The sequence below is a fragment of the Nostoc sp. genome, from assembly GCF_036919495.1.
Taxonomy (GTDB): Bacteria; Cyanobacteriota; Cyanobacteriia; order Cyanobacteriales; family Nostocaceae; genus Nostoc.
This window is the reverse complement of record NZ_JBALBZ010000153.1, coordinates 1-20,537: the sequence shown is the minus strand read 5'-3', so window position 1 is coordinate 20,537 and position 20,537 is coordinate 1. Positions and strand designations below refer to the sequence as shown.

The 20,537-nt window shown below is 41.1% G+C and carries 17 protein-coding genes and 3 pseudogenes; 12 read left to right on the top strand and 8 right to left on the bottom strand.

The features are described from left to right. Positions 1 to 128 precede the first annotated feature (128 nt). Positions 129 to 791, top strand: coding sequence for a cadmium resistance transporter (locus tag V7K25_RS21960; RefSeq protein ID WP_335160572.1), 663 nt, complete (start codon positions 129 to 131; stop codon positions 789 to 791). 50 nt (positions 792 to 841) lie between these two features. On the opposite strand, the gene V7K25_RS21955 is transcribed toward V7K25_RS21960, so the two are convergent. Beyond that, entirely contained in the window at positions 842 to 1,639 is a 798-nt protein-coding gene (locus V7K25_RS21955; RefSeq protein ID WP_335160571.1) for a sulfite exporter TauE/SafE family protein, read from the bottom strand. Between the two features lie 792 nt (positions 1,640 to 2,431). On the opposite strand from V7K25_RS21955, the pseudogene V7K25_RS21950 reads away from it, so the two are divergent. Together V7K25_RS21950 and V7K25_RS21945 are read left to right on the top strand one after the other, a co-directional pair. Further along, positions 2,432 to 2,809 (top strand): annotated as a pseudogene (locus V7K25_RS21950) (TetR family transcriptional regulator C-terminal domain-containing protein); the annotation flags it as partial. Continuing rightward, positions 2,796 to 2,942: pseudogene (locus V7K25_RS21945) on the top strand (acyl-CoA thioesterase); the annotation flags it as partial. The pseudogenes V7K25_RS21950 and V7K25_RS21945, both read left to right, overlap by 14 nt. A 76-nt stretch (positions 2,943 to 3,018) precedes the next feature. Here V7K25_RS21945 and V7K25_RS21940 read toward each other — a convergent pair. Then, a complete protein-coding gene (locus V7K25_RS21940; protein WP_335160570.1) occupies positions 3,019 to 3,786 on the bottom strand; it encodes a DsbA family protein in 768 nt (255 codons plus the stop codon). A 172-nt stretch (positions 3,787 to 3,958) separates the two neighbouring features. Further along, complete coding sequence (locus V7K25_RS21935) at positions 3,959 to 4,840, bottom strand: 4-hydroxybenzoate solanesyltransferase (RefSeq protein WP_335160569.1); 882 nt, start codon at positions 4,838 to 4,840, stop codon at positions 3,959 to 3,961. 557 nt (positions 4,841 to 5,397) lie between these two features. On the opposite strand from V7K25_RS21935, the gene V7K25_RS21930 reads away from it, so the two are divergent. Next, the gene (locus tag V7K25_RS21930) at positions 5,398 to 7,047 is read left to right on the top strand and encodes a Ppx/GppA phosphatase family protein (protein WP_335160568.1); all 1,650 of its coding nucleotides are present in this window, start codon (positions 5,398 to 5,400) and stop codon (positions 7,045 to 7,047) included. 784 nt (positions 7,048 to 7,831) lie between these two features. Here the strand turns inward: V7K25_RS21930 and V7K25_RS21925 are convergent. Then, positions 7,832 to 8,461 (bottom strand): Uma2 family endonuclease, encoded by a 630-nt coding sequence (locus V7K25_RS21925; protein ID WP_335160567.1) that lies wholly within the window; start codon positions 8,459 to 8,461, stop codon positions 7,832 to 7,834. 72 nt (positions 8,462 to 8,533) lie between these two features. Further along, the gene (locus V7K25_RS21920) at positions 8,534 to 9,265 is read right to left on the bottom strand and encodes a phytochelatin synthase family protein (RefSeq protein WP_335160566.1); all 732 of its coding nucleotides are present in this window, start codon (positions 9,263 to 9,265) and stop codon (positions 8,534 to 8,536) included. Between the two features lie 100 nt (positions 9,266 to 9,365). On the opposite strand from V7K25_RS21920, the gene ggt reads away from it, so the two are divergent. Beyond that, on the top strand, positions 9,366 to 11,177 hold the full coding sequence (gene ggt / locus V7K25_RS21915; RefSeq protein ID WP_335160565.1) for a gamma-glutamyltransferase: 1,812 nt from the start codon (positions 9,366 to 9,368) through the stop codon (positions 11,175 to 11,177). Between the two features lie 55 nt (positions 11,178 to 11,232). Here the strand turns inward: ggt and V7K25_RS21910 are convergent, their stop codons facing one another. Continuing rightward, complete coding sequence (locus V7K25_RS21910) at positions 11,233 to 11,496, bottom strand: hypothetical protein (RefSeq protein WP_335160564.1); 264 nt, start codon at positions 11,494 to 11,496, stop codon at positions 11,233 to 11,235. A gap of 889 nt (positions 11,497 to 12,385) precedes the next feature. Then, on the bottom strand, positions 12,386 to 12,976 hold the full coding sequence (locus V7K25_RS21905; RefSeq protein WP_335160563.1) for a DUF1802 family protein: 591 nt from the start codon (positions 12,974 to 12,976) through the stop codon (positions 12,386 to 12,388). 89 nt (positions 12,977 to 13,065) lie between these two features. Here V7K25_RS21905 and V7K25_RS21900 point away from each other — a divergent pair, with 89 nt between their 5' ends. The 6 genes and pseudogenes from V7K25_RS21900 to V7K25_RS21875 all read left to right on the top strand — a co-directional run. After that, complete coding sequence (locus V7K25_RS21900) at positions 13,066 to 14,043, top strand: aldo/keto reductase (RefSeq protein WP_335160562.1); 978 nt, start codon at positions 13,066 to 13,068, stop codon at positions 14,041 to 14,043. A gap of 836 nt (positions 14,044 to 14,879) precedes the next feature. Next, on the top strand, positions 14,880 to 17,606 hold the full coding sequence (locus V7K25_RS21895) for a CHAT domain-containing protein (protein ID WP_335160561.1): 2,727 nt from the start codon (positions 14,880 to 14,882) through the stop codon (positions 17,604 to 17,606). Between the two features lie 331 nt (positions 17,607 to 17,937). After that, positions 17,938 to 18,486 carry a 2'-5' RNA ligase family protein gene (locus tag V7K25_RS21890; RefSeq protein ID WP_335160560.1) on the top strand — a complete coding sequence of 183 codons (549 nt, stop codon included), beginning with the start codon at positions 17,938 to 17,940 and terminating at the stop codon, positions 18,484 to 18,486. A gap of 127 nt (positions 18,487 to 18,613) precedes the next feature. Then, a complete protein-coding gene (locus tag V7K25_RS21885; RefSeq protein ID WP_335160558.1) occupies positions 18,614 to 18,760 on the top strand; it encodes a hypothetical protein in 147 nt (48 codons plus the stop codon). Positions 18,761 to 18,870: 110 nt separating this feature from the next. Further along, the gene (locus V7K25_RS21880; protein ID WP_335160614.1) at positions 18,871 to 19,071 is read left to right on the top strand and encodes a hypothetical protein; all 201 of its coding nucleotides are present in this window, start codon (positions 18,871 to 18,873) and stop codon (positions 19,069 to 19,071) included. Beyond that, positions 19,071 to 19,232, top strand: a pseudogene (locus V7K25_RS21875) (ATP-binding protein); the annotation flags it as partial. The gene V7K25_RS21880 and the pseudogene V7K25_RS21875, both read left to right, overlap by 1 nt. 312 nt (positions 19,233 to 19,544) lie before the next feature. On the opposite strand, the gene V7K25_RS21870 reads toward V7K25_RS21875, so the two are convergent. Further along, positions 19,545 to 20,045 (bottom strand): sensor histidine kinase, encoded by a 501-nt coding sequence (locus V7K25_RS21870; protein WP_335160557.1) that lies wholly within the window; start codon positions 20,043 to 20,045, stop codon positions 19,545 to 19,547. Positions 20,046 to 20,105: 60 nt separating this feature from the next. Here V7K25_RS21870 and V7K25_RS21865 point away from each other — a divergent pair, with 60 nt between their 5' ends. Next, positions 20,106 to 20,507, top strand: a complete 402-nt coding sequence (locus V7K25_RS21865) for a helix-turn-helix domain-containing protein (RefSeq protein ID WP_335160555.1) — start codon at positions 20,106 to 20,108, stop codon at positions 20,505 to 20,507. Positions 20,508 to 20,537 lie beyond the last annotated feature (30 nt).

Sequence of the window (20,537 nt, the reverse complement as noted above, 5' to 3'; positions counted from 1 at the left end):
TAAATTTTTGCGATAAATCTCGTAAATCGTTGAAATTCCTTGAATAATTACTTTGTCTATTTTAAAGCTTAGTTGTGCTAGAAGGTTAATTTGGTATGGTGATAAATCGTAGGTTCTAAAAATCCAGGATGAGTAAGCTAGGGACAACCTTCAGTGAAGGAATAATTGCCTTCATCGCCACTAACATAGATGACATCATTATATTGTTAATATTTTTTTCACAAGTAGATGTTAATTTTCGGCGACGGCATATCTTACTCGGTCAATATTTGGGTTTCACAGCCATTATCATCGCTAGCTTACCAGGATTTTTTGGTGGCTTAGTTGTACAAGGAGAATGGATAGGATTGCTAGGACTACTACCAATAGCAATTGGAATTCAGCAATTAGTATCTAGAAAAGAAGAAACTATAACAGTTCAGACAGTCAGTAGTGATTTTATGCAGTCCACACCTAGTAACCCTGTATTGTCTTTTATTTTGAGTATTTTACACCCCCAAACCTATAAAGTAGCGGCAGTAACGATCGCTAATGGTGGTGACAATATTAGTATATATATCCCTTTATTCGCTGGTCACGATCTTACCAGCTTGGGAGTTATTCTAAGTATATTTTTTATCATGGTAGGGGTTTGGTGTGCGATCGCTTATTTTTTAAGCCGTCAACCTACCATTGCTAATATTTTAAGTCGCTACGGCAAAGCTATCGTACCTTTTGTGTTGATTGGCTTGGGTCTGTTCATTATGTATGAGCGAGGTACATTCACTCTACTACCTTGGGTGAGAAGTTAATCAATGTTGGATGTTGGATGCTGGATTTGGGATTGAAAATCTAAAATTGGTCAAACCTGATGAACTAATTTCCAACTCACCATCATTAGGATGGTATAAATGATAAACCGTAGTGGGCGTTGCGGAGCTACCTGGCAGATTTTAGCGCCTACTAACACCCCTGGAACAGAGCCTAGCCATATAGGTACTACTAGACTCCAATCAACTGTTCCCAGGCTGAGGTGGCCGAGAGCAGTAAACAGCAGTAAAATTGCTGCGTGTGAAATATCTGTACCCACTAACTTCCGTGCATCAAGCCGGAAAAACCCAATCAGCACCAGGGCAAACATTGAACCTGAAGAGACGCTAGTTAAACCAACCAAACAGCCTAAAATTGCTCCCAAAGTAATTGTTACACAGCGACCAAAGTTAGTTTCTAAGTCTAATTTTGGCAATTCGGGTAAATTAAATTTGGGGAAAAAAGTTAATAGCAGCAATTGCACTAGTGCTAATACCGTGACTAGCAAAATCATCACACCAAGCAAACGCAGCAAGATGTTATCCAGGCTATACTCACCTGTACGTTTAAGAAAGTGCAAAATCCCCACGCCGAACAGTGAGCCTGGAACACTCCCAAAAGCCAGCCATTTAACAACTGTTGTGTCAAGAGTTTTCTGTTCCCAATGTTTGACGCTACCAACAATCTTCATCAATGTGGCAGCCACAACATCAGAACTTACAGCGATAGAAGGCGGAACCTGAAAGACAAAAATCAACATTGGGGTAATGAGAGAGGCTCCGCCAATTCCCGTCAAACCAACGATGATGCCAACAAAAAAGCTTAAGAACGGTAGTAATAAATATTCCATACTCTTCGGGGGTTTCAACAATCAGTTATGAGTTATCAAAGTCCTGTTGAGTTTCCCACTTCTATTAAGTGAGCAACATAGGGTTTAAATCTCCAAACAAAGCCTTAATAACTGTTCACTGACTTAACTACGAGCAGCTATGATTGAAAATCAGCTAAAGCTTCACTGCTAGAAAGCAGCAATTGTGCCAAACTATAGCCCAGTGGTAGACGGAGCTAGTCATGACAAGTTATTGTGTTTCTCAAGGGATGAGTGACACAAAGGTTATCCAGCTAAAAGTTAGGGCAGAGGATTCCTGGACAACTTAAAACCTGTCTGGAAGTTTTTGGTAGGATGACAACTGGCATTTAGCTGAAACAGGCTCTAATAACTGCTTATGGGTCAGTTGCTCTACTAAACTCAACTTCTAACTGGTTTGTCTGTGGTTTTACATGTAAAAGCACGTAAGGCGATGCACTTACCGTATTTTACTTGTAAGTATGAGCAAACGTCCAGCGTATTCGCGTTGTATCTCGCTAGATTAAGTAAAACGGCGTAAATAATTAAAGGTTTGTAGTAAAGACTTCAGTCCTTCTTTTAGGGCTAAAGTCCTTACTACAAAATTGATTTCAGCAATTTTACATAACTTCACATAGTTCGATTTATTCACACCGAATTAGTTATGTGGATAAAAATGTTAATTATCAGTCTCAGCATAGGGAATGGGAGTGGGGAGCTAGGGGAAGAATAATAATGCCCAATGCCTAGTTCAGAACTCAGCGCTGAAAAATTGTTGAATTTAAAGCGCTTATCGTGTTAAGCGTATTTAGTAGTTTCGCAGAAAATCCACCTATCAAGGGAGGGTGTCCACTGCTGAATACTGCTGTGGAGAGTGATGATGCTCATCCGGCGTTGCGGGAACGCACTCAACAAGCGATGAATTCTTGGCTGCATCTGATTCATCGCATTGTTGAAACGGGAATTAAAAAGGGTGAAATTCGCACTGAAGTTTGTGCTGATGAAATCGCTACTATCATAATTGCAACATTAGAAGGAGCAGTAATGATGAGCAAGCTTTATGGAGATTCAATTCACATGCACAGGGTTATTAATTACCTGAATCAATATTTAGAGACTCACCTGAGAATGTATGACAAAAATCATGGGATAAAAAATAATGCTACTAAATAGCTTGCACAGACCATTAGAAGTAGTATTAGAAATTCCTGTAAAAACATACGATATTGATTTTATGGGAATCGTGAGTAATATTGTGTATATCAGATGGCTAGAGGATTTATACCGTTTCTTTGTGAAGCTGCATATATTTACCCCCCGGCTACGCCGTCCCCCCTTGTGAAGGGGGGACTGATTATGTGCATCTTCATACAGAATTGGTATTACTTAGCACTAGTCAATATCTTTTCGATATCTGCTAGCTGCACCACTCCTGAAAAAGTTGGACTATTAATTACAAAAAAAGGTGTGCCAGAAACAGCCAATTTCTCAGCTAGTTGAATATCTTTTGTAATTGCGGGATTAGCAAGAGTAAGGTCGCGTTTAAATTTACCCAAATCTAGATTGAGTTTTTTAGCAATATCTAAATATAACGCCTTACCTAGTTGCTTCTGATTAGTAAATAGCGCATCATGATATTCCCAGAATTTGCCTTGCTGATATGCTGCCCAAGCTGCTGTTGCAGATGGCAATGCTTCAGCATGAATTGAAATCAACGGTAAATTCTTGTAAATTAATCTTAGTTTATCTGGATACTTTGCTAACAATTCTTTCAATGTTTTATGCGCCTCAGCACAGTAAGGACATTGAAAATCTGAAAATTCTATTAGCAGAGTTTTTGATTTAGTTGAACCTGTGGTGGGAGAGTCACCAATCACGGTTTGAGGATTTGTCTTTAAATCCTGTAAAAATCCTTGCTGTTCTTGCTTGACTTTCTGTTGTTGTTGCTGTTGATAGGCTTGAACAGATTCGATAATTGCCTCTGGATGTTCGCGGATAACTTGTAATACTTGCTGTTCTAACTGCGGATCAATGCGGCTAGCAGCTTGTGCAGGAAATGACCAGGTAACAACCAAAACTAGTAAACCTATGGCTGTCCAACTACGGAGATACTGAAATAAGGGAGTAAAACAATCAAAGAATGTACGCATACAAAAACTCATAAATATTTTTTTTTCAGCTATAGACACGCATTCGCTTCTACTTAAGAGTAATATCATGTCCGCTTTATTACTTATTAAACTTCAAGAACCCCACCCAGCCTCCGGGGAGAGGCTAGATGCAAGGTATAACTAATTACGTGTACTTTATGTAAGCTTTATTTTAAAAAGAGCCAGCAATCATCCCAGCAAGTAAAATAAAACCAATCCAGACGTTTTGCCGGAACATCTGACCATAAGCAGGATTAGGTAAGTCTCGCTGCCTTAATCGCACAGACTGCCAAACCCATCCGATAGTAGCAACTGCAAGGCTAATCCAGAAGGCTAAGTGCAGATGTATGAATACACCTAACCAAGCCAATAACAAGATTGTGCCAGCAAAGAAAATTCCAATAGCTACAGGGGCATAATTCCCAAAAAATAGAGCGCTAGAATTAATACCAATGCGGCGATCGTCTTCCTTGTCGCTCATTGCATAAACTGTATCAAATCCCAATGTCCACAGTACAGTCGCGCCCCAAAGTAACCAAGTTGGTTGGGAAATGGTTTGTGTGACTGCACTCCAGCTAATCAACACGCCGAAACCCCAAGCGATGGAAAGCACCAGTTGCGGTACAGGAAACACCCGCTTTGCACCTGGATAAAGTACAATTACTGGCACTGCTGCCACGCATAACCAGAAACTCAGGGGGTTAAGATAAAATGCCAGGATAGCTGCACATGCTAGGGAGACGATCGCAACTACAATCCCAACTTTCACAGACAAGGCGCGAGAAGCGAGGGGGCGATCGCGTGTTCTCTCTACTTCTGGATCAATATCCCGATCCCACAAATCATTGACTACACATCCGGCGGCACTCGTAGCCAGAGTACCTAATATAATCACACCAACCAGAGGTAAAGGCGGTTTCCCAGAAGCTGCCAAAAAAACAGCCCAAAGGGCAGGAATCATTAAAATTAACCGTCCTTCTGGTTTATGCCAGCGCAAAAGCCGGATAATTACAAGCCAAACTGGTTTTTGGGGGCGTTCTGGCGTCCTTAACATAAGAGTGGGGAGTGGGGAGTGGGGAGTGGAGAGTAGGGTATAGGGAGTGCAAAGAGGGCATTGTATATTTAAAATTGCGTATTCAAAAAACTTTTCTTTAGTTTCTATTCCCTATTTCCTAATTCACATATCTTTACATTTATAGAATAACGTTATTTGTTATTTGTAAAAACATAACCTCAAGTGGCAACTTTAAATATTTTTAAATAGTCACTAGGTTAGGAGCAGTAGAGTGAATATACTTAGCTCAGTTACCCTCGGACAAAGATAAAGAGTGCTGAGTATTTTTTAATTTACTCAGTAGACCTCTTGCATAAATCAAAAACAAGAACCCCACCCCGCCAAAGCTACGCTTTGTCTCCCCTCCCGAAAAGCGGGGAGGGGTTGGGGGAGGGGTGTTAGGGACTTTTGCAATAGGTCTAGTGCTAAGTACGGGCTAAACCTTAGCTATCCGCTAACACTACTCAGTTTGAGCAAGTGTGTTGCGACAAATATCAGTGCCAGCTACCCCGGCATATTACCGTTTGCCATTATTTCTTATAAAGAGAGAAAACTAGATGCTGAATTTAGCTTCTAGCTGGGAGAGTGTTCCAACTCAACCACCTAAGCAAGACCGGATTATTGCTGCCATTGACCTGGGAACAAATTCTCTACACATGGTAGTAGTCAAGATTGATCCCACATTACCAGCTTTCAGCATTATTGCTAGAGAAAAAGAAACTGTAAGACTAGGCGATCGCAATCTTAAGACTGGGGAACTTAAACCAGACATAATTGAAAAGGCGATCGCAGCCTTAGGACGCTTCCAAGAAGTTGCCAAAACTATCAATGCTGAAACAACCATTGCTGTGGCAACTAGTGCTGTGCGGGAAGCTCCCAATGGGAAAGATTTTTTGCACAGAGTAAAAACGGAGTTGGGTTTAAGCGTTGACTTGATTTCTGGTCAAGAAGAAGCGCGACGAATCTACCTTGGCGTGCTATCGGGGATGGAATTTAACAACCAGCCCCACATGATTATTGATATTGGCGGTGGTTCCACAGAGTTAATTTTGGGCGATAGTCACCAAGCACGCACTCTCACTAGTACCAAAGTTGGTGCGGTGCGACTAACTAGCGAGTTAATCACCACCGATCCCATCAGCAACACTGAGTTTCAATACTTGCAAGCCTATGCACGCGGGATGTTAGAACGTTCTGTGGATGAGGTACTAGCAAATCTAGAGTTTGGGGAATCTCCCCGTTTGGTGGGTACTGCTGGCACAATTGAAACCCTGGCCATAATTCATGCACGAGAAAAATCGGGTGTTATGCCTTCGATTCTCAATGGCTACCAGTTCAGTCTTAAAGACTTGCAAGAGTTGGTAAATCGCTTGCGGAAACTGAATAATTCAGAAACGGCTGCGATTCCCGGTATGCCAGAGAAGCGGGCTGAAGTTATACTCGCTGGTGCTGTCATATTACAGGAAGCAATGACGCTTTTGGGTAGGGAATCGGTAACAGTTTGTGAACGTTCCTTGCGGGAAGGTGTAATTGTAGACTGGATGCTAACCCACGGTTTAATTGAAGATAAGCTGCGCTACCAAAGTTCAGTTCGGGAACGCAATATACTCAAACTCGCTAATAAATACCATGTCAATTTAGAATATAGCGATCGCGTGGCAAAATTTGCCGAAAGTTTATTTGACCAAACTCAAGGTACGTTACACCACTGGGGATCTGACGAGCGACAATTGCTGTGGGCAGCTGCGATATTACACAATTGCGGTCATTATGTTAGCCATTCGTCTCACCACAAGCACTCTTACTATCTAATTCGCAATGGTGAATTACTCGGTTATACAGAAACTGAGATTGAAATCATAGCCAATTTAGCGCGTTATCATCGCAAATCGCCGCCTAAGAAAAAACATGAAAATGCCCAGATTTTGCTGAATAAACACCAGCGACAAATGGTCAGTCAATTGAGCGCAATTTTAAGATTAGCGGTGGCATTAGATAGACGACAAATTGGTGCGATCGCGCAAGTCCAATGTGAGTATTATGAACAATTTCAGCAGGTGAATTTGCTGATTTTTCCATCTCAACCTGATGATGATTGTGCTTTAGAACTTTGGAGCTTAGATTATAAAAAAGGAGTATTTGAGGAAGAATTTGGAGTGAAATTAGTAGCGACTTTAGAAAAGTCTAGCGTTGCTAAATTGTCTTAGAAGTAGGGTGCGTTGACGCAGTGTAACGCACCTACTTAATGTCTAAACGCACATATATGCGCCATTACAAATCATATCTAATTTATGCATTTGCTTTCAAAATTACAGCTAAATTTTAATCCTGCTTAAGGATGAATAAATAAACTATCTAAAGAAATAGTTTAAAAACAAAAATTAGACTTAGAATGATATCTATAGTTAATAGTCTATTTACTCTAGGTTATGTTGCTATTGGATATCTAAGCTGGGAAAACTTAGATATCCTTATATAAAATTATAATTAAACAGGTTAAATTGTTTAGTTTTATGCACTGGAGAATACTCAGACTTCAGCATATAGCTTGTGTTGCATTATTGTAATAATTCCTCAGCTTTGGGAGGTATGAGCTATATCAAAGCTTGAGGTAAAAAACCGATGAATTTATCTCTCACAGCTTCCACGGCTAAAACTGTTAAAAACTAAAGAAGATTTGAAAATTACAATGATTATCATTGCCATCTAAGTGAATATTTAATTTACTGAAAGCCTTATCTTGTCGTGGTTTTGGTAATTTCTACTCTGATTCCGCCTCGTCAATATTTAGATGCGTTTGCCCTGACTTGTGTGGACACCGTAGCCTTGCTAAGGGGAGCCAGTGCGGTCTTGGGGTCTCCGCAAGTGGAGCATCTGGCGTGTGTGGTGCAATGACTATGGAATCATAACGAATTATCCGAACATGATATAAGCGATATAAGCACGCTTTGTGCTTACTACAAACTTTTCATTACTAGTTTAGACATTGTATTACTGCTGTTCACGCAAAAAGTTCTTTAACCACTTAATTACTTCGCTTGTTGTTTGCTCATTTGCCATTTGGAGACATTGCTGTACAATTCCTCTGACGTTAGGAAAGTAGCTACTTTCTGTAAGAACATAACTTTCTTCCTGCAATCTATAAATTAATAACCGATTACTCTTTAATATCCAAACTTCTGGTACTCGATAAGGTAAAAAATCATTAACGTCGGTGTAGCTTGTCACATCTATTTCAATTGCTAAATCTGGCGGTGGATCTGACTCCCAATTAATTCTTTTTTTGCCTACTACTGCTCTGCAATTTTCAATGTAAAAGCAAAAATCTGGTTCAATACCACTAATTTCTGGCAAGCTCATGGTGATGGGCGTAAATGATTCGTATATGCGGTTTAAATAATCCAACAAAACTTTAGCAATATCTGCCAGTAAACTCGCATCTCTTCCATGCTCCGGTAGCGGTGCCATTAGTAAAATTTCTCCTCTTCGATATTTAATGCGAGGCGAGGAGCGATCGCCTAGTTGCTGACTCAATTCTTGATAGTCTTTCCAGTCTCCCAAAAGCTTCAACACCGCGCCAGGTGGTAACTCGATTCTTTCTGGTGTAATTACGGTATCCATAATTAGCTCGCATTATTTACATCGAAGATAGGCGATCGCAGGATTTATGAATTCAACGGACAGATTCTTATATCAAAGGCTTTTGCTGACAAATACAAAGCCACGGCTCTTATTTACTGAGGCATCATTTGTAAGCATTGCTTTCCATAAATCTGATGTTTTTACCCAGACTGGTGGATATTTGTAACGAGAAACATCAAGAATTAAAAACCTATCTGTTTGCTCATTATATGCTGCTAAAGGAGAAATATGTCCACCTGTCTCTTGACCTATTTCTTTGCGTAAATAGTTTACTAAAACAAAGTTTTGCGGTTGTTTTAAATTTTCTGCCGCTTGTTTGCGGAACTGCTCTAAACTAGTGTCGGCAGCGTGGTAAACATTAACTTTAACACCATAGCTGGCTAGTAATTGCCCTAACTGATCTAAAGTCATACCTTGCCGAGAGACAACTTCAGGACTTAGCACTTTTTTTGTATTATCATTACTAAAAAAGTTTTCTTGAGTAAATATTCGATATGGCTTGTACTGCGGTGCTTCTGGTGCTGGAATTTGTAAACTATTCAGTACCATAACCATACTCGCAACACCACAATATGCCTGATTATTTTGAGTGGTGAATTGTATACTCAGTGGAAAGAAGTCTTCATTTGATTTACTCTGAAGTAATAATTTTTCCCCTTCAGGCGTATTAAAACCTACTAAGTTTGACGAAAGCGGTAATGTTTGAGAAAGAACGCTTCCACTAGAGATACATAATCCAATAGTTAAAGCTTTGAAAAAAGTTTTACTTATTTTTCGTAACATAGCATTTATAAGTACTGTAAAATTTTCAAATCAGATCATATCAATAATCTCACGCCAAGATGCTAAACAAGTATAAGATTTTAGGAGAAATGGTATAAAAATGCTTAGTGTTACTAAACCCAAGCGAGTTGCGCTGGCAATCTTTTCTTTTAGTGTCTTGCTTTACAGCCAAGTTGCCTCAGCTGCCTTAACTTTACCTCTACGCAGCAAAAAGGGGATGGTGGTTTCGGCCCATCCCTTAGCAAGTGAAGCGGGAATTTTGATGTTACGCAAAGGTGGTAATGCAGTAGATGCAGCTGTCGCTACAACCTTTGCAATTTCAGTAGTTGAGCCTTTTTCAGCCGGAATCGGCGGCGGCGGATTTTTGCTGATGCATTCTGAGAAAACTGGCGAGATGAAAGCGTTAGATTTCCGTGAACGCGCACCACTGAAAGCTACAAGAAATATGTATCTAGACGCCAAAGGAAAGGTGCGTCCCAATGCAAGTATTAATGGTTATTTGGCAGTAGGCACACCAGGAACGGTGGCGGGACTTTATGAACTGCATCGTCGCTATGGTAAGCTTTCTTGGCAAGAGGTAATGAAACCTGCGATCGCACTTGCTAAAGATGGCTTTGTCCTCAGTCCTCAAATTACTTGGCGTTCCCTCCCAGAATACGAAAACCGTAAGGAAGCAATCCTCAACAATCCAGCAGCGCGGGAAATTTTTACTCGCAATGGTGAGTTTTATCAACCAGGAGAGAAGCTGGTGCAGCGTGATTTGGCACGTACTTTAACAGAAATTGCCCAAAATCCCCAAAGTTTTTACACCGGAAGTATTGCTCGGGCGATCGCTTCTGATATGGTAAAAAATGGCGGTTTAATTACTCTAGAAGACCTCAAAGCCTACAAAGCAATCTGGCGGACTCCTGTTTGTAGCAATTTTCGTAAAGCTAAAATTTGTTCAATGCCACCACCGTCATCAGGAGGCGTTCATCTATTGCAGATTTTAAATATTATTGGTGACACTGATTTGAAATCTTTGGGATGGCATCATCCCGACGCTATACATTTAATGGTTGAAGCAATGAAGATTGCTTACGCCGATCGCTCAGAATATTTAGGCGATCCTGATTTTGTCAAAGTTCCTGTGCAAGAACTGCTTAGTCCAGGTTACGCCAAAAAACGCCGTCAAGAAATTAATATGCAAGTGGCTAGACCTTCGACCGAGGTCAAGCCAGTAGATAGAGAGACACTAAAACGTTTTAGTCAAGCTAATAATCAGAAATCGGAAAATAATATCATCCCATCATCGCTTCAGTCTCTGCAAACGAAGACAAGTCGCCATGAATCTACTGAAACCAGTCATCTTACGGTTGTGGATGAAGAACGCAACGCCGTAAGTCTGACTTTCACAATTAACCTTGGTTTTGGTGCTGGTGTCGTGACACCGGGAACTGGAATTGTCCTCAACAATGAGATGGATGACTTTGCTTCTGCGCCAGGAGTGCCTAATGCCTTTGGTTTGGTTGGTAACGATGCCAATGCGATCGCACCTCGTAAGACTCCTTTATCTAGCATGACTCCCACAATTGTCACAGAAAGCGGTCATTTTCGCATGGCAGCAGGTGCGCCTGGTGGTAGCACCATCATCACCCAAGTTTTGCAAGTGATCCTAAATGTGCTGGAATACAACATGGATGTTGGTGCGGCTGTTTCTGTTCCACGCATACATCATCAATGGCTTCCAGATCAGTTGCGTGTGGAATCTTGGGGCTTAGATGCTCTCACTATGGAAGACTTACGCCGTCGGGGACACAAAATAAAAGAAACTATTCCTTGGGGTAATGGTAATGCGATCGCTGTAACATCTGATGGAACTTTAGAAGGGGCCGCTGATCCTCGCGGTGAAGGTTCCCCTAGAGGTTTATGAGCGATTCAGAGACTGGAAAGACGCAGATACGCCAAAAATAACCAATGACCAATGACTATTGATTTTGGGCTGTTGACTCTACGTAGCTGCTGCTGCCGAACTCATTTGCGCGGGCGCTAGGTACTAGTGTCCAACCTGCTTTGAGAAGTTTTTGACAAGTTGCCCAACCTTTAGAACCACCTGGTATTTGATAATCTGGGACTTTAAAATGTCCAAAAGCTGTGTAAGGACGCCAAGGTTGATTAGGTTCTGTCTGCAAATACAAAATTTTTTCTCCGTTGCCACCAAACTTAGGTAACCAGCACATTTGTCGATGCATTGCAAACTCCTTGTTCTTTTAGCTAATAATGCATAATAGCAGAGCTTTGTCAAGCTAATTATCACCCTTCTGGGATACTTTTTTGCCTTAAAGTGGCAAAGTGTAATTAAGTTCTATACATTTCAGGATAGTTACTTAACAAGTCATAGCTTGAAAGACATCTGCTAGAGGGATACGAAGATAAACAGCTTTGCCTCACCTTGTTTATCGGGTGAGATTTTTCTAATGTTATCCGCGTTTTTTGGGATTGTGTGTAACCATAACTACTATTTTTGCTGAAGTTCGCAATTAGACTATTTGTTTTTCTGATTAGATACATATAGCCTATTGTCGGTTTCGGAAATTACTTATAAAACTAAGTAAGTCGGAGTTGCAATTGCGCCTAGCGCAACCGTCATCTCCTAGTGCGCCATTCAATAGGGACTTCCAAATAAAAAAATGTTCCAAAACTGAGGCAAAAACTCTCTCTATTTCTTCTCTCTGCGTTCTCTGCGCGGCAGTCGCTCATGGGGGAAACCCCCAAGACCGCGCTGCCTTGTCTCTGTGGTTCGTTTCTTGGAATAATTTATTTCTTGGAAGTCCCATAAACCTCTTGCATAAATCAAAAATAAAAAACCCCACCCCGCCAAAGCTACGCTTCGTCTCCCCGCAAGCTGGGAGGGGAGCGTTTGCGTTAGCAAATGCGGGGTGGGGTTCTTGCGTAGTAAGTAATCAAGCGGACATGATAAGCTAAAAATCTTTTAATTTGCATCCTCCAAAAAATAAATTTCTTGTGGGGTGGGCATCTTGCCCGCCCTAATTGTGCAAATTAAATGCGCGACAGCTTATTAGGGACTTTTGCAAGAAGTCTAATAAGAAATTGGTCTTTGATAACCTGTAACTTGGGTTATTAGAAAGATGGAGCATACAACTTATCGCCGACAATCTGGCGAATTGTCTCTACTAGTTTAGTGTATGCAAAGTCAGATAAAACTGGTTTTGCTCCTTGCAAGTGAATTGGTTGATCTAAATCAATCCATGACTTGCAACCGCCGTATTTAGAGTGATAGGGAATTTCTTGTTGGGGTAGTTTATATGTCCGCAGGAGCAGAATATAAAGCGGCTGGCGTGGTTTCCATTTGAGGCGATCGCTAATAAAATGCTCGTTCCAAATATGGAAGGGAAGCAAGGTGTTGACAATAGACTCATCGCTAACTGGCAAAATATCTGTAATTTCAGCCCAACTGCCGATGGGAACTGTCTCTGGATGCCAACCTGATGTTACTGGATAAACACGATTAGCATACTCAGCTTTCAGCATGAAAGCTTGTTGATGTTCATAAGTAGGGTAAAGCAAAATTTGCTTGTGGGCAACTTGGAAATGTCCATTTCGTTCATGGATACCGCCTTTGCGGAGCAACATAATTGTTTTGCCACTTTCTAAGGCATTTACGGCGACTGCCCATTCTTTGAGAGCATGAAAAGTTGTAGTCAATTCCATCAGTATCTACTGTAACTCTGGTTTAATTTCAAGCTAAGACCGATAACGTGTGAAACTATCTAGGGGAATGAATTAAAAAGCAAGCAGTTATGGAAAAGCGATGTCTACGACGGGCTTCGCCTACGCTAGGTACTTCTGAAGTCCAAATCACACCCATCCTTATGGGAACTTGGCAAGCTGGTAAAAGAATGTGGGTGGGAGTTGAAGATGCTGACTCGATTAAAACGATCCGAGCCGCTTATGAAGCTGGTATCACGACAATTGATACTGCTGAAGCTTATGGTGAAGGACACTCTGAGCGAATTGTCGCTGAAGCTTTATCTGATGTACGCACTCATGTGGAGTATGCCACAAAAGTTTTTGCTAACCATCTAAAGTATGAACAAGTCATTGAAGCTTGCGATCGTTCCCTAACCAATTTAAAAACTGATTACATTGATCTTTACCAAATACATTGGCCCTCCGGTGCTTTCAATAGTGAAATAGTACCTATTGAGGAAACTATGAACGCTCTTAATCTCCTTAAAGAGCAAGGTAAAATTCGAGCTATTGGTGTTTCCAATTTTTCCTACGCCCAGTTGGCAGAAGCAGCACGTTATGGACGTATTGATAGTTTACAACCACCCTATTCTTTATTCTGGAGACAGGTAGAACAAGATGTATTGCCCTATTGTATCGAAAATAATATTTCTATCCTTGCTTATTCGTCTTTAGCACAGGGGTTGTTAACAGGTAAATTTGCTCACGGTCATAAATTTGACCCAGCAGATAACCGTGCTAAAAATAAACTGTTTCAAGGCGAAAACTTTGAACGTGCTCAACAAGCGCTACAACAACTGCGTCCCATAGCCCTTCTTCATAATTGTACACTTGCTCAGTTAGCTTTAGCGTGGTTAATTGCTCAACCTCAAACAAATGCGATCGCTGGGGCGCGTTATCCCGAACAAGCAGGAGACAACGCATTAGCCGCTCAAATTAAGCTTTCCGCCGCCCAATTGGCAGAAATTGATGCCATTGGACGTATTGTTACCGACCATCTGGATAACAGTCCAATTATGTGGAATTGATGACAATGCAGTTTGGTTAGTTATGCTTATCTCTCCAAGATCCCCTCAACTCTCTTAAAAAGATAGTCGGGGATCAAATCTCTGGAGCTAAATTGCAAAATCTAACAAAACGTCAACTTTAGTAAACTAGGGGTTGCAACTCACAAATTAAGCGATAAATTAAATAGTAGGACACCAAACAAAAAACCAAACTAAAAGGGGAAATGACTTAGTGTCCCCTGTCATCAACCCAAGCAAATTTCAGCATATCAAATGAAGTGGTAAAAAGCCGAATCTAGAAGGCAAACCCAAATCCTAAAGCGGAAAAACGCAATAATGCTGAGTTTGTTCGTCGTTTAGTCAACCTTAGTTATTAAGTTTCAATTACTTAACTTAGTTTAACAATTTGAACCCTGTAAACTCGATAAAACCTGGTCAACCTCGACCAGGTTTTTGGCATTTTATGGTAATAAACTTTTTTAGTACGGCAGGGAGTGCTGGAATCCCCACTTGAGGGGCAAGTACCGCAAGGCGGAAGTTAAAAGTCAAAAAGCTTTAATTTGGGGCTTTGTGGCTGTAATTAAATGGTGGTTTATTTACACCATGCTGTACTAGGACATTAACAAAAGACAGTTAATGTGCCCAAGAAATCTAAAACCTTTTGGTTAGGGTACTTGACTTATTTTACTTATAAAAATCAGCCCACTAAGTAGGCTGATTTTTTACAATATTTATTAACTCAAATAAGATTGTGAGAGCTACGACATGAGCAATGAATGCAAATGGTAACATGACCCTGGTAGCCTAAATACCTACAGTAAATCCTGTGCGTTTCTGGTTATTACTTACTTCTTGTCATGCTTATGGCTATAAAAACTAGGGTTTTTGGTGTGAATTCTGTAAAAGTTAAAAAGCAAAAGCAACCAGGGAATTGGCAGAAAAGCACGCTGGCTCAGTTTTTACGCTTGCCTTTGTATTTCCTGATAGCTCTGCTATGCATTCTTGGTTCACCCGTGCTGGCAAAAGTTCCTAGCTCAATTAATTTATCATCTCAACTACCAATTCACAATCTTACGTCGCTGGCTGTGGTTGCTGACCCAGCCTCACTAATAGAGCAGGGCAAAGTTTTATACAATAGCGGAAATTTTACCAAAGCGGTAGAAGTGTTACAACAGGCTGTTCAATTATATAGGCAGCAAGGGGAGAGCATCAGACTGGCAGCGACACTGAGTAATCTTTCTTTAGCTTACCAACAACTCGGTGCATGGAATCAGGCACAGCAGGCAATTACAGAGAGCTTAAATTTGCTCAAAGGACAGGATGACAACCAAAATTTGCAAATATTTGCTCAATCACTCGATATTCAAGGTCGTCTCCAACTGACAATGGGACAGGCGGAGGCGGCTTTAACAACTTGGCAGCAGACAGAAAAAATTTACAGGCAAGCAGATAATAAAAGCGGCGTGGTGCGATCGCTAATCAATCAAGCGCAGGCGTGGCAAACCCAAGGATTTTACCCTCGCGCTCTCAAAACACTCGATCGTGTTAGTGAGACTTTAAAATCTCAACCAGACTCTATAGAAAAGACAGTAAGTTTGCGATCGCTCGGTGATGCGCTTTTAGTAGTGGGCGATTTGAAAAAGTCACGTCAGGCGCTAGAAGCAAGTCTGACGATTGCTCGAAATCTGCAATCAAGCGTTGATATTGGGGCCAGTCTGTTCAGCCTGGGGAATAATGCTCTTAAACAACAAGATAAAACAAAGGCGATCGCCTATTATCAACAAACAGTTGCAGCATCTCCCTCACCCATTACAAAAGTCCAAGCACAACTAAATTATCTGGGAATACTCATTGAAGATCAACATGCCGCAGAGATTCAAACTCTCTTGCCGTTGATTAAGTCCCAAATCGACCAACTCCCCCTCAGCCGTGCGAGTATTTACGCTCAAGTCAACTTTTCTCAAAGTCTAGCAAAAGTCAAGAGTGGCATATTGCACGCATCCAGTCAGAATTACTATAAAGCATTCAGTACCAAAGACTCAGCAGTATTACTTGCTAGCGCCATCCAGCAATCCCGCAGTTTAGGGGACAAGCGAGCAGAAGCGTATGCACTGAAGAGTTTAGGAGGCTTGTACGAAGAAACCAAGCAGTGGTCAGAGGCGCAAGAGCTTACCCGGCAAGGATTAGCCTTGGCACAGAGTAGCAATGCACCAGAAATTACTTATACCTTAGAGTGGCAATTAGGTAGATTGCTTTGGGCACAAAAAGATATTAATGGTGCGATCGCGGCTTATGATGCTGCTGTGGCAACTCTCCAGTCTCTTCGCAGAGATTTAGTAGCCAACAAAGATGTAGTAAACCAGGATGTGCAATTCAACTTTCGGGACAGCGTGGAACCCGTCTACCGAGAGTCAGTAGAGTTACTGCTGAAATCCCAAGCAGGAAAATCACCAAATGAAAAAATATTAGAGAAAGCAAGAGAGCGCATTGAAGCACTCCAAATAGCAGAATTGAACGACTTCTTCCAGCAAGCTTGCCTACAAGGTCAAAGAGTATCCCTCGATCAAGTGGTAGATAAAGATAATCCTACGGCTGCCATTATTTATCCGATTATTCTTCCTGACGAACTTCAAGTAATTGTTAAAATTCCCAAACAACCCTTACAAAGCTACAGTAACAAGATATCCCAAGCAGATGTAGAGAAACTTTTAGTAGAACTGCGAAAAAATCTTGTCAATCCCACCGCTACCAACGCAGTTCAAACCCAAGCACATCAAGTTTACGACTGGCTGCTCAAACCCATTGAGTCACAATTGCAAAAAAGTGGAGTAGATACCTTAGTGTTTGTCCTGGATGGAGCATTACGCAATTTACCAATGGCCGCTCTCTATGATGGTAAGCAATATTTGGTAGAGAAATATGCAATTGCTCTGAGCGTGGGTTTGCAACTCCTCGACCCTAAATCGCTAGTACAACAGCAATTAAGGGCGCTAACCGCAGGACTGACTCAGCCGCCACCAGGTTTTTCTAAGTATGCACCGTTGCTTGCGATCAAATCTGAATTCGACGGCATTATGAAAGCAGGAGTCTCGACTACTAGCCTAATGGATAGAGATTTTAAGAAAAAGAATTTAGAGAGTGAAATTGCTCATACTTCATTCAACATAGTGCATTTAGCAACCCACGGTCAATTTAGTTCCCGCCTTGAAGACACTTTTATTTTGGATTTCGATGGTCAGATCAACGTCAAAGATTTTGATACTCTCTTCCGCAGTCATGGTAAAAGCATAGTAGAGTTATTAGTTTTGAGTGCTTGCCAGACAGCGACAGGAGACAAACGTGCAGCACTCGGTCTTGCAGGAGCAGCTGTACGAGCTGGGGCACGCAGTACCATAGCGTCCCTGTGGCAGATTGACGATCGCTCCACAGCAATGTTTGTTAGTGCCTTCTATCGAGAACTCAAGAAGGGCAAAATTAGCAAAGCCGAAGCTGTCCACCGGGCCCAGCTAGAACTGCTGAAACATCCTAACTACAAAGCACCAAGCTTTTGGTCTGCCTATGTGTTGATTGGCAATTGGTTGTAATTTGGAGATAAACAAAATGATATCATGTTCGCTTGATTACTTATTAAACCCGAAGAACGCCACCCCTTAATCCCCTCCCCGCTTGCGGGGCTACGGTGTACACACAAGTCCAATTACCCCCCTTAATCCCCCCGATATATTGGGGGGAAACCGGAAATCTAGTTCAATCCCCTTTAGAAGGGGAGGGTTAGGGTGGGGTAAAACCTTGGGTTTTTCAGCTATTTCAGACTTGTGTGTACACAATAGGCAAGCGGGGAGGGGATACGAAGCGTAGCTTTGGCGGGGTGGGATCAATGACTGTGGAAATCATAACTAATTATGCAAGCATGATATGAGTCGTTTTTTTGTTGCCCTTTTACCACCACAAGACATTCAAGACTACGCCAATCAGATTAAGCAATACTTCGCCGATCGCTATGCTAGTAGCGGAGCGCTAAAATCTCCACCTCATATTACCCTGCAACCACCCTTTGAATGGGCAGATGATAACTTGCCACTCTTAGAAGCATCCTTGAAGGAATTTGCAAGTAGACAACAGCCAGTAGCAATTACCCTCAAAGGGTTTGATGCCTTTGCACCTCGTGTCATATACATTAGTGTAGTCACAAGTCAAGAACTTTTGACTTTGCAAGCTGATTTAATGACTTATGCAGAAAGCAACTTGGGAATCGTTGACAAGGTTGCTAAAACTCGCCCTTTTGCGCCCCATATAACGGTTGCGTTTCGAGATTTAACAAAGCAAAACTTTAGAGATGCTTGGCCAGAATTTGAAAAGCGTCAGTTGCATTTTGAGTTTACTGCCGACAAATTAACATTACTGCTTCACGATGGTAAGCGTTGGAATATTAAATCGGAGTTTGGTTTTCTGAGCAATGAGTAACGTCTCAAATCTATGGTTACATTACTTTTACTTTAGCTTTGCCTGCGAGTCATAGCCATCACCGCGTTAACCATAAGCTCCGGCAAATCTCCCAAAGTTGGTAAAATGTCTTCTGCGGAACAAACCAGTGGCAGATCATCTCCAAGCCATACCCAAATCTGTTTCACGAGAGAATTGGAAAAAACGTGCGATGAAAGCAGAAAAAGAATTACGTATCCTTCATGTCAACGTGTTTGATGGACAAAGAAAGGGGAAGAAATTTCCGAAGAAATAGAGATATTAACAGCGATTGGGCATCATTATAGTGTTCAAACAGTACAAAAAGCAGTACAACAAACAATTGATTCTGGGAGTAGCTTACGAGGAGTTGAGAACAACTTTAAGTTGGAAGTATCTGAGAAGGAAGAGACAACTCCAAGTTTTAGTAGTGTGAGAAATTGGTTAGGAAAAAGTGGTTTATATGAGTTGCAAAGAGAAAAAGAATACCGAAATGATTGGGTTTTTATTATAGACCTAACAGTAGAATTGGGGAAGCAAAAATGTTTGGTGATTTTAGGAGTTTTAAAACCTTTTTCCCTTCCCTAATTCGCATTGCCGACAATAGACCTGGGATGCCTCAAGAATTGCAGCAGCAAATTATAGAGTCATTTTCTCTTGAAACAAAGAATAGTAAAAATACTAGTTTAGCAGTAAGCTATCGAATTAAAATCGTCAGACATGGCGGAAAATTAAATTTCCATTCATAGATTGGTATAGGCACTAGGGCGGCCGCATCATGTCAATAAGTAAAGTCTATTCTCAATAGAGCTAATAATAATGTCATTAACCCTTGCTTATTGCGAAGAAAGTAGGCGATCGCTTTGGGGCTTTAAAAATAATCAAACGCGAAATCCTGATTTTTTCGTTGTTTCTTAAGCTTCGTTGTGATCAAGAGTAATTTAGATGCGTTTGCCCTAGTATAGGCACTGAATTTGAAATTTTATTGCCTTTAATTTGATTGATTCAAAATTCTGAATTAACTTTTGAATACGTACCATAACGTTGCGTTACATTACTTCCTAAACTTGCTGCTGGATAGGAATTTGAACCACAAACTTCGTTCCTTTTCCAGGTGTCGAAACAAACTCTAACTTGCCGCCATGTTTTTCGGTGATAATTTGATAGCTGATAGCCATTCCCATTCCTGTTCCCTTACCGACAGGTTTTGTTGTAAAGAAGGGATTGAAAATCTGTTTTTGAATCGATTCGGGAATTCCAGAACCATTGTCAGTAATGGTAATTTTCACCCACTGCGAATCAATGGCAGAGGTACGAATCGTGATGCTACTAGGATTATCCTGAATTTCCTGATAAGTTCGTTTGGCATTGAGTTCTTCGAGGGCATCGAGTGCATTTACTAGAATGTTCATAAACACCTGGTTGATCTGTCCAGCGTAGCATTCTACATTGCATAAATTGTTGTAGTCTTTGATGATCTGAATTTCTGGGCTTTTGTCAGTGGCTTTGAGGCGGTGTTGCAAAATCATTAAACTATTGTCGATACCTTCATGAATATCCACCGCTTTACAGCACTTGCGTCTGTTATGAGGTACAATAAAATAAAATATAAATACATTTAAATGAAGTCATACTCTGTCGATCTTCGAGAAAAAATAGTTGCAGCACATCTTCAAAAAAACATCTCAATCAGGAAAGTAGCTAACATATTTTCCGTCTCAAAGAGTTTAGTGCAAAAGCTGGTAAAACAACAAAAACTGGAAGGGAATTTACAATCCAAGCCGCGAGGAAAGCCACAATTTAGTCATTTAACAAATGCTGACATAGAGTTGAGAGAATTAGTTGAATTATATCCAGATGCAACATTGATAGAGTTGTGTGAATTATTTGCAGACAAGACTGGTAATTGGGTAGGTCAAAGTGCAATGTCTCGTGCGTTACAGAAATTAGGATGGGAGTATCCCATTTTTGCAAAGACATTAGATAGCAAGTTGACCATTGAGGTAGGCACAGCGAAGTTGTAGTATGGACGGCACATTGGCAGGATTCCACTG

Excerpts from the sequence above, each read along its gene's own strand:
- V7K25_RS21960 (WP_335160572.1), top strand. The coding sequence starts at position 129 with ATGAGTAAGCTAGGGACAACCTTCAGTGAAGGAATAATTGCCTTCATC.
- V7K25_RS21955 (WP_335160571.1), bottom strand. The coding sequence starts at position 1,639 with ATGGAATATTTATTACTACCGTTCTTAAGCTTTTTTGTTGGCATCATC.
- V7K25_RS21940 (WP_335160570.1), bottom strand. The coding sequence starts at position 3,786 with ATGCGTACATTCTTTGATTGTTTTACTCCCTTATTTCAGTATCTCCGT.
- V7K25_RS21935 (WP_335160569.1), bottom strand. The coding sequence starts at position 4,840 with ATGTTAAGGACGCCAGAACGCCCCCAAAAACCAGTTTGGCTTGTAATT.
- V7K25_RS21930 (WP_335160568.1), top strand. The coding sequence starts at position 5,398 with ATGCTGAATTTAGCTTCTAGCTGGGAGAGTGTTCCAACTCAACCACCT.
- V7K25_RS21925 (WP_335160567.1), bottom strand. The coding sequence starts at position 8,461 with ATGGATACCGTAATTACACCAGAAAGAATCGAGTTACCACCTGGCGCG.
- V7K25_RS21920 (WP_335160566.1), bottom strand. The coding sequence starts at position 9,265 with ATGTTACGAAAAATAAGTAAAACTTTTTTCAAAGCTTTAACTATTGGA.
- ggt (WP_335160565.1), top strand. The coding sequence starts at position 9,366 with ATGCTTAGTGTTACTAAACCCAAGCGAGTTGCGCTGGCAATCTTTTCT.
- V7K25_RS21910 (WP_335160564.1), bottom strand. The coding sequence starts at position 11,496 with ATGCATCGACAAATGTGCTGGTTACCTAAGTTTGGTGGCAACGGAGAA.
- V7K25_RS21905 (WP_335160563.1), bottom strand. The coding sequence starts at position 12,976 with ATGGAATTGACTACAACTTTTCATGCTCTCAAAGAATGGGCAGTCGCC.
- V7K25_RS21900 (WP_335160562.1), top strand. The coding sequence starts at position 13,066 with ATGGAAAAGCGATGTCTACGACGGGCTTCGCCTACGCTAGGTACTTCT.
- V7K25_RS21895 (WP_335160561.1), top strand. The coding sequence starts at position 14,880 with ATGCTTATGGCTATAAAAACTAGGGTTTTTGGTGTGAATTCTGTAAAA.
- V7K25_RS21890 (WP_335160560.1), top strand. The coding sequence starts at position 17,938 with ATGAGTCGTTTTTTTGTTGCCCTTTTACCACCACAAGACATTCAAGAC.
- V7K25_RS21865 (WP_335160555.1), top strand. The coding sequence starts at position 20,106 with ATGAAGTCATACTCTGTCGATCTTCGAGAAAAAATAGTTGCAGCACAT.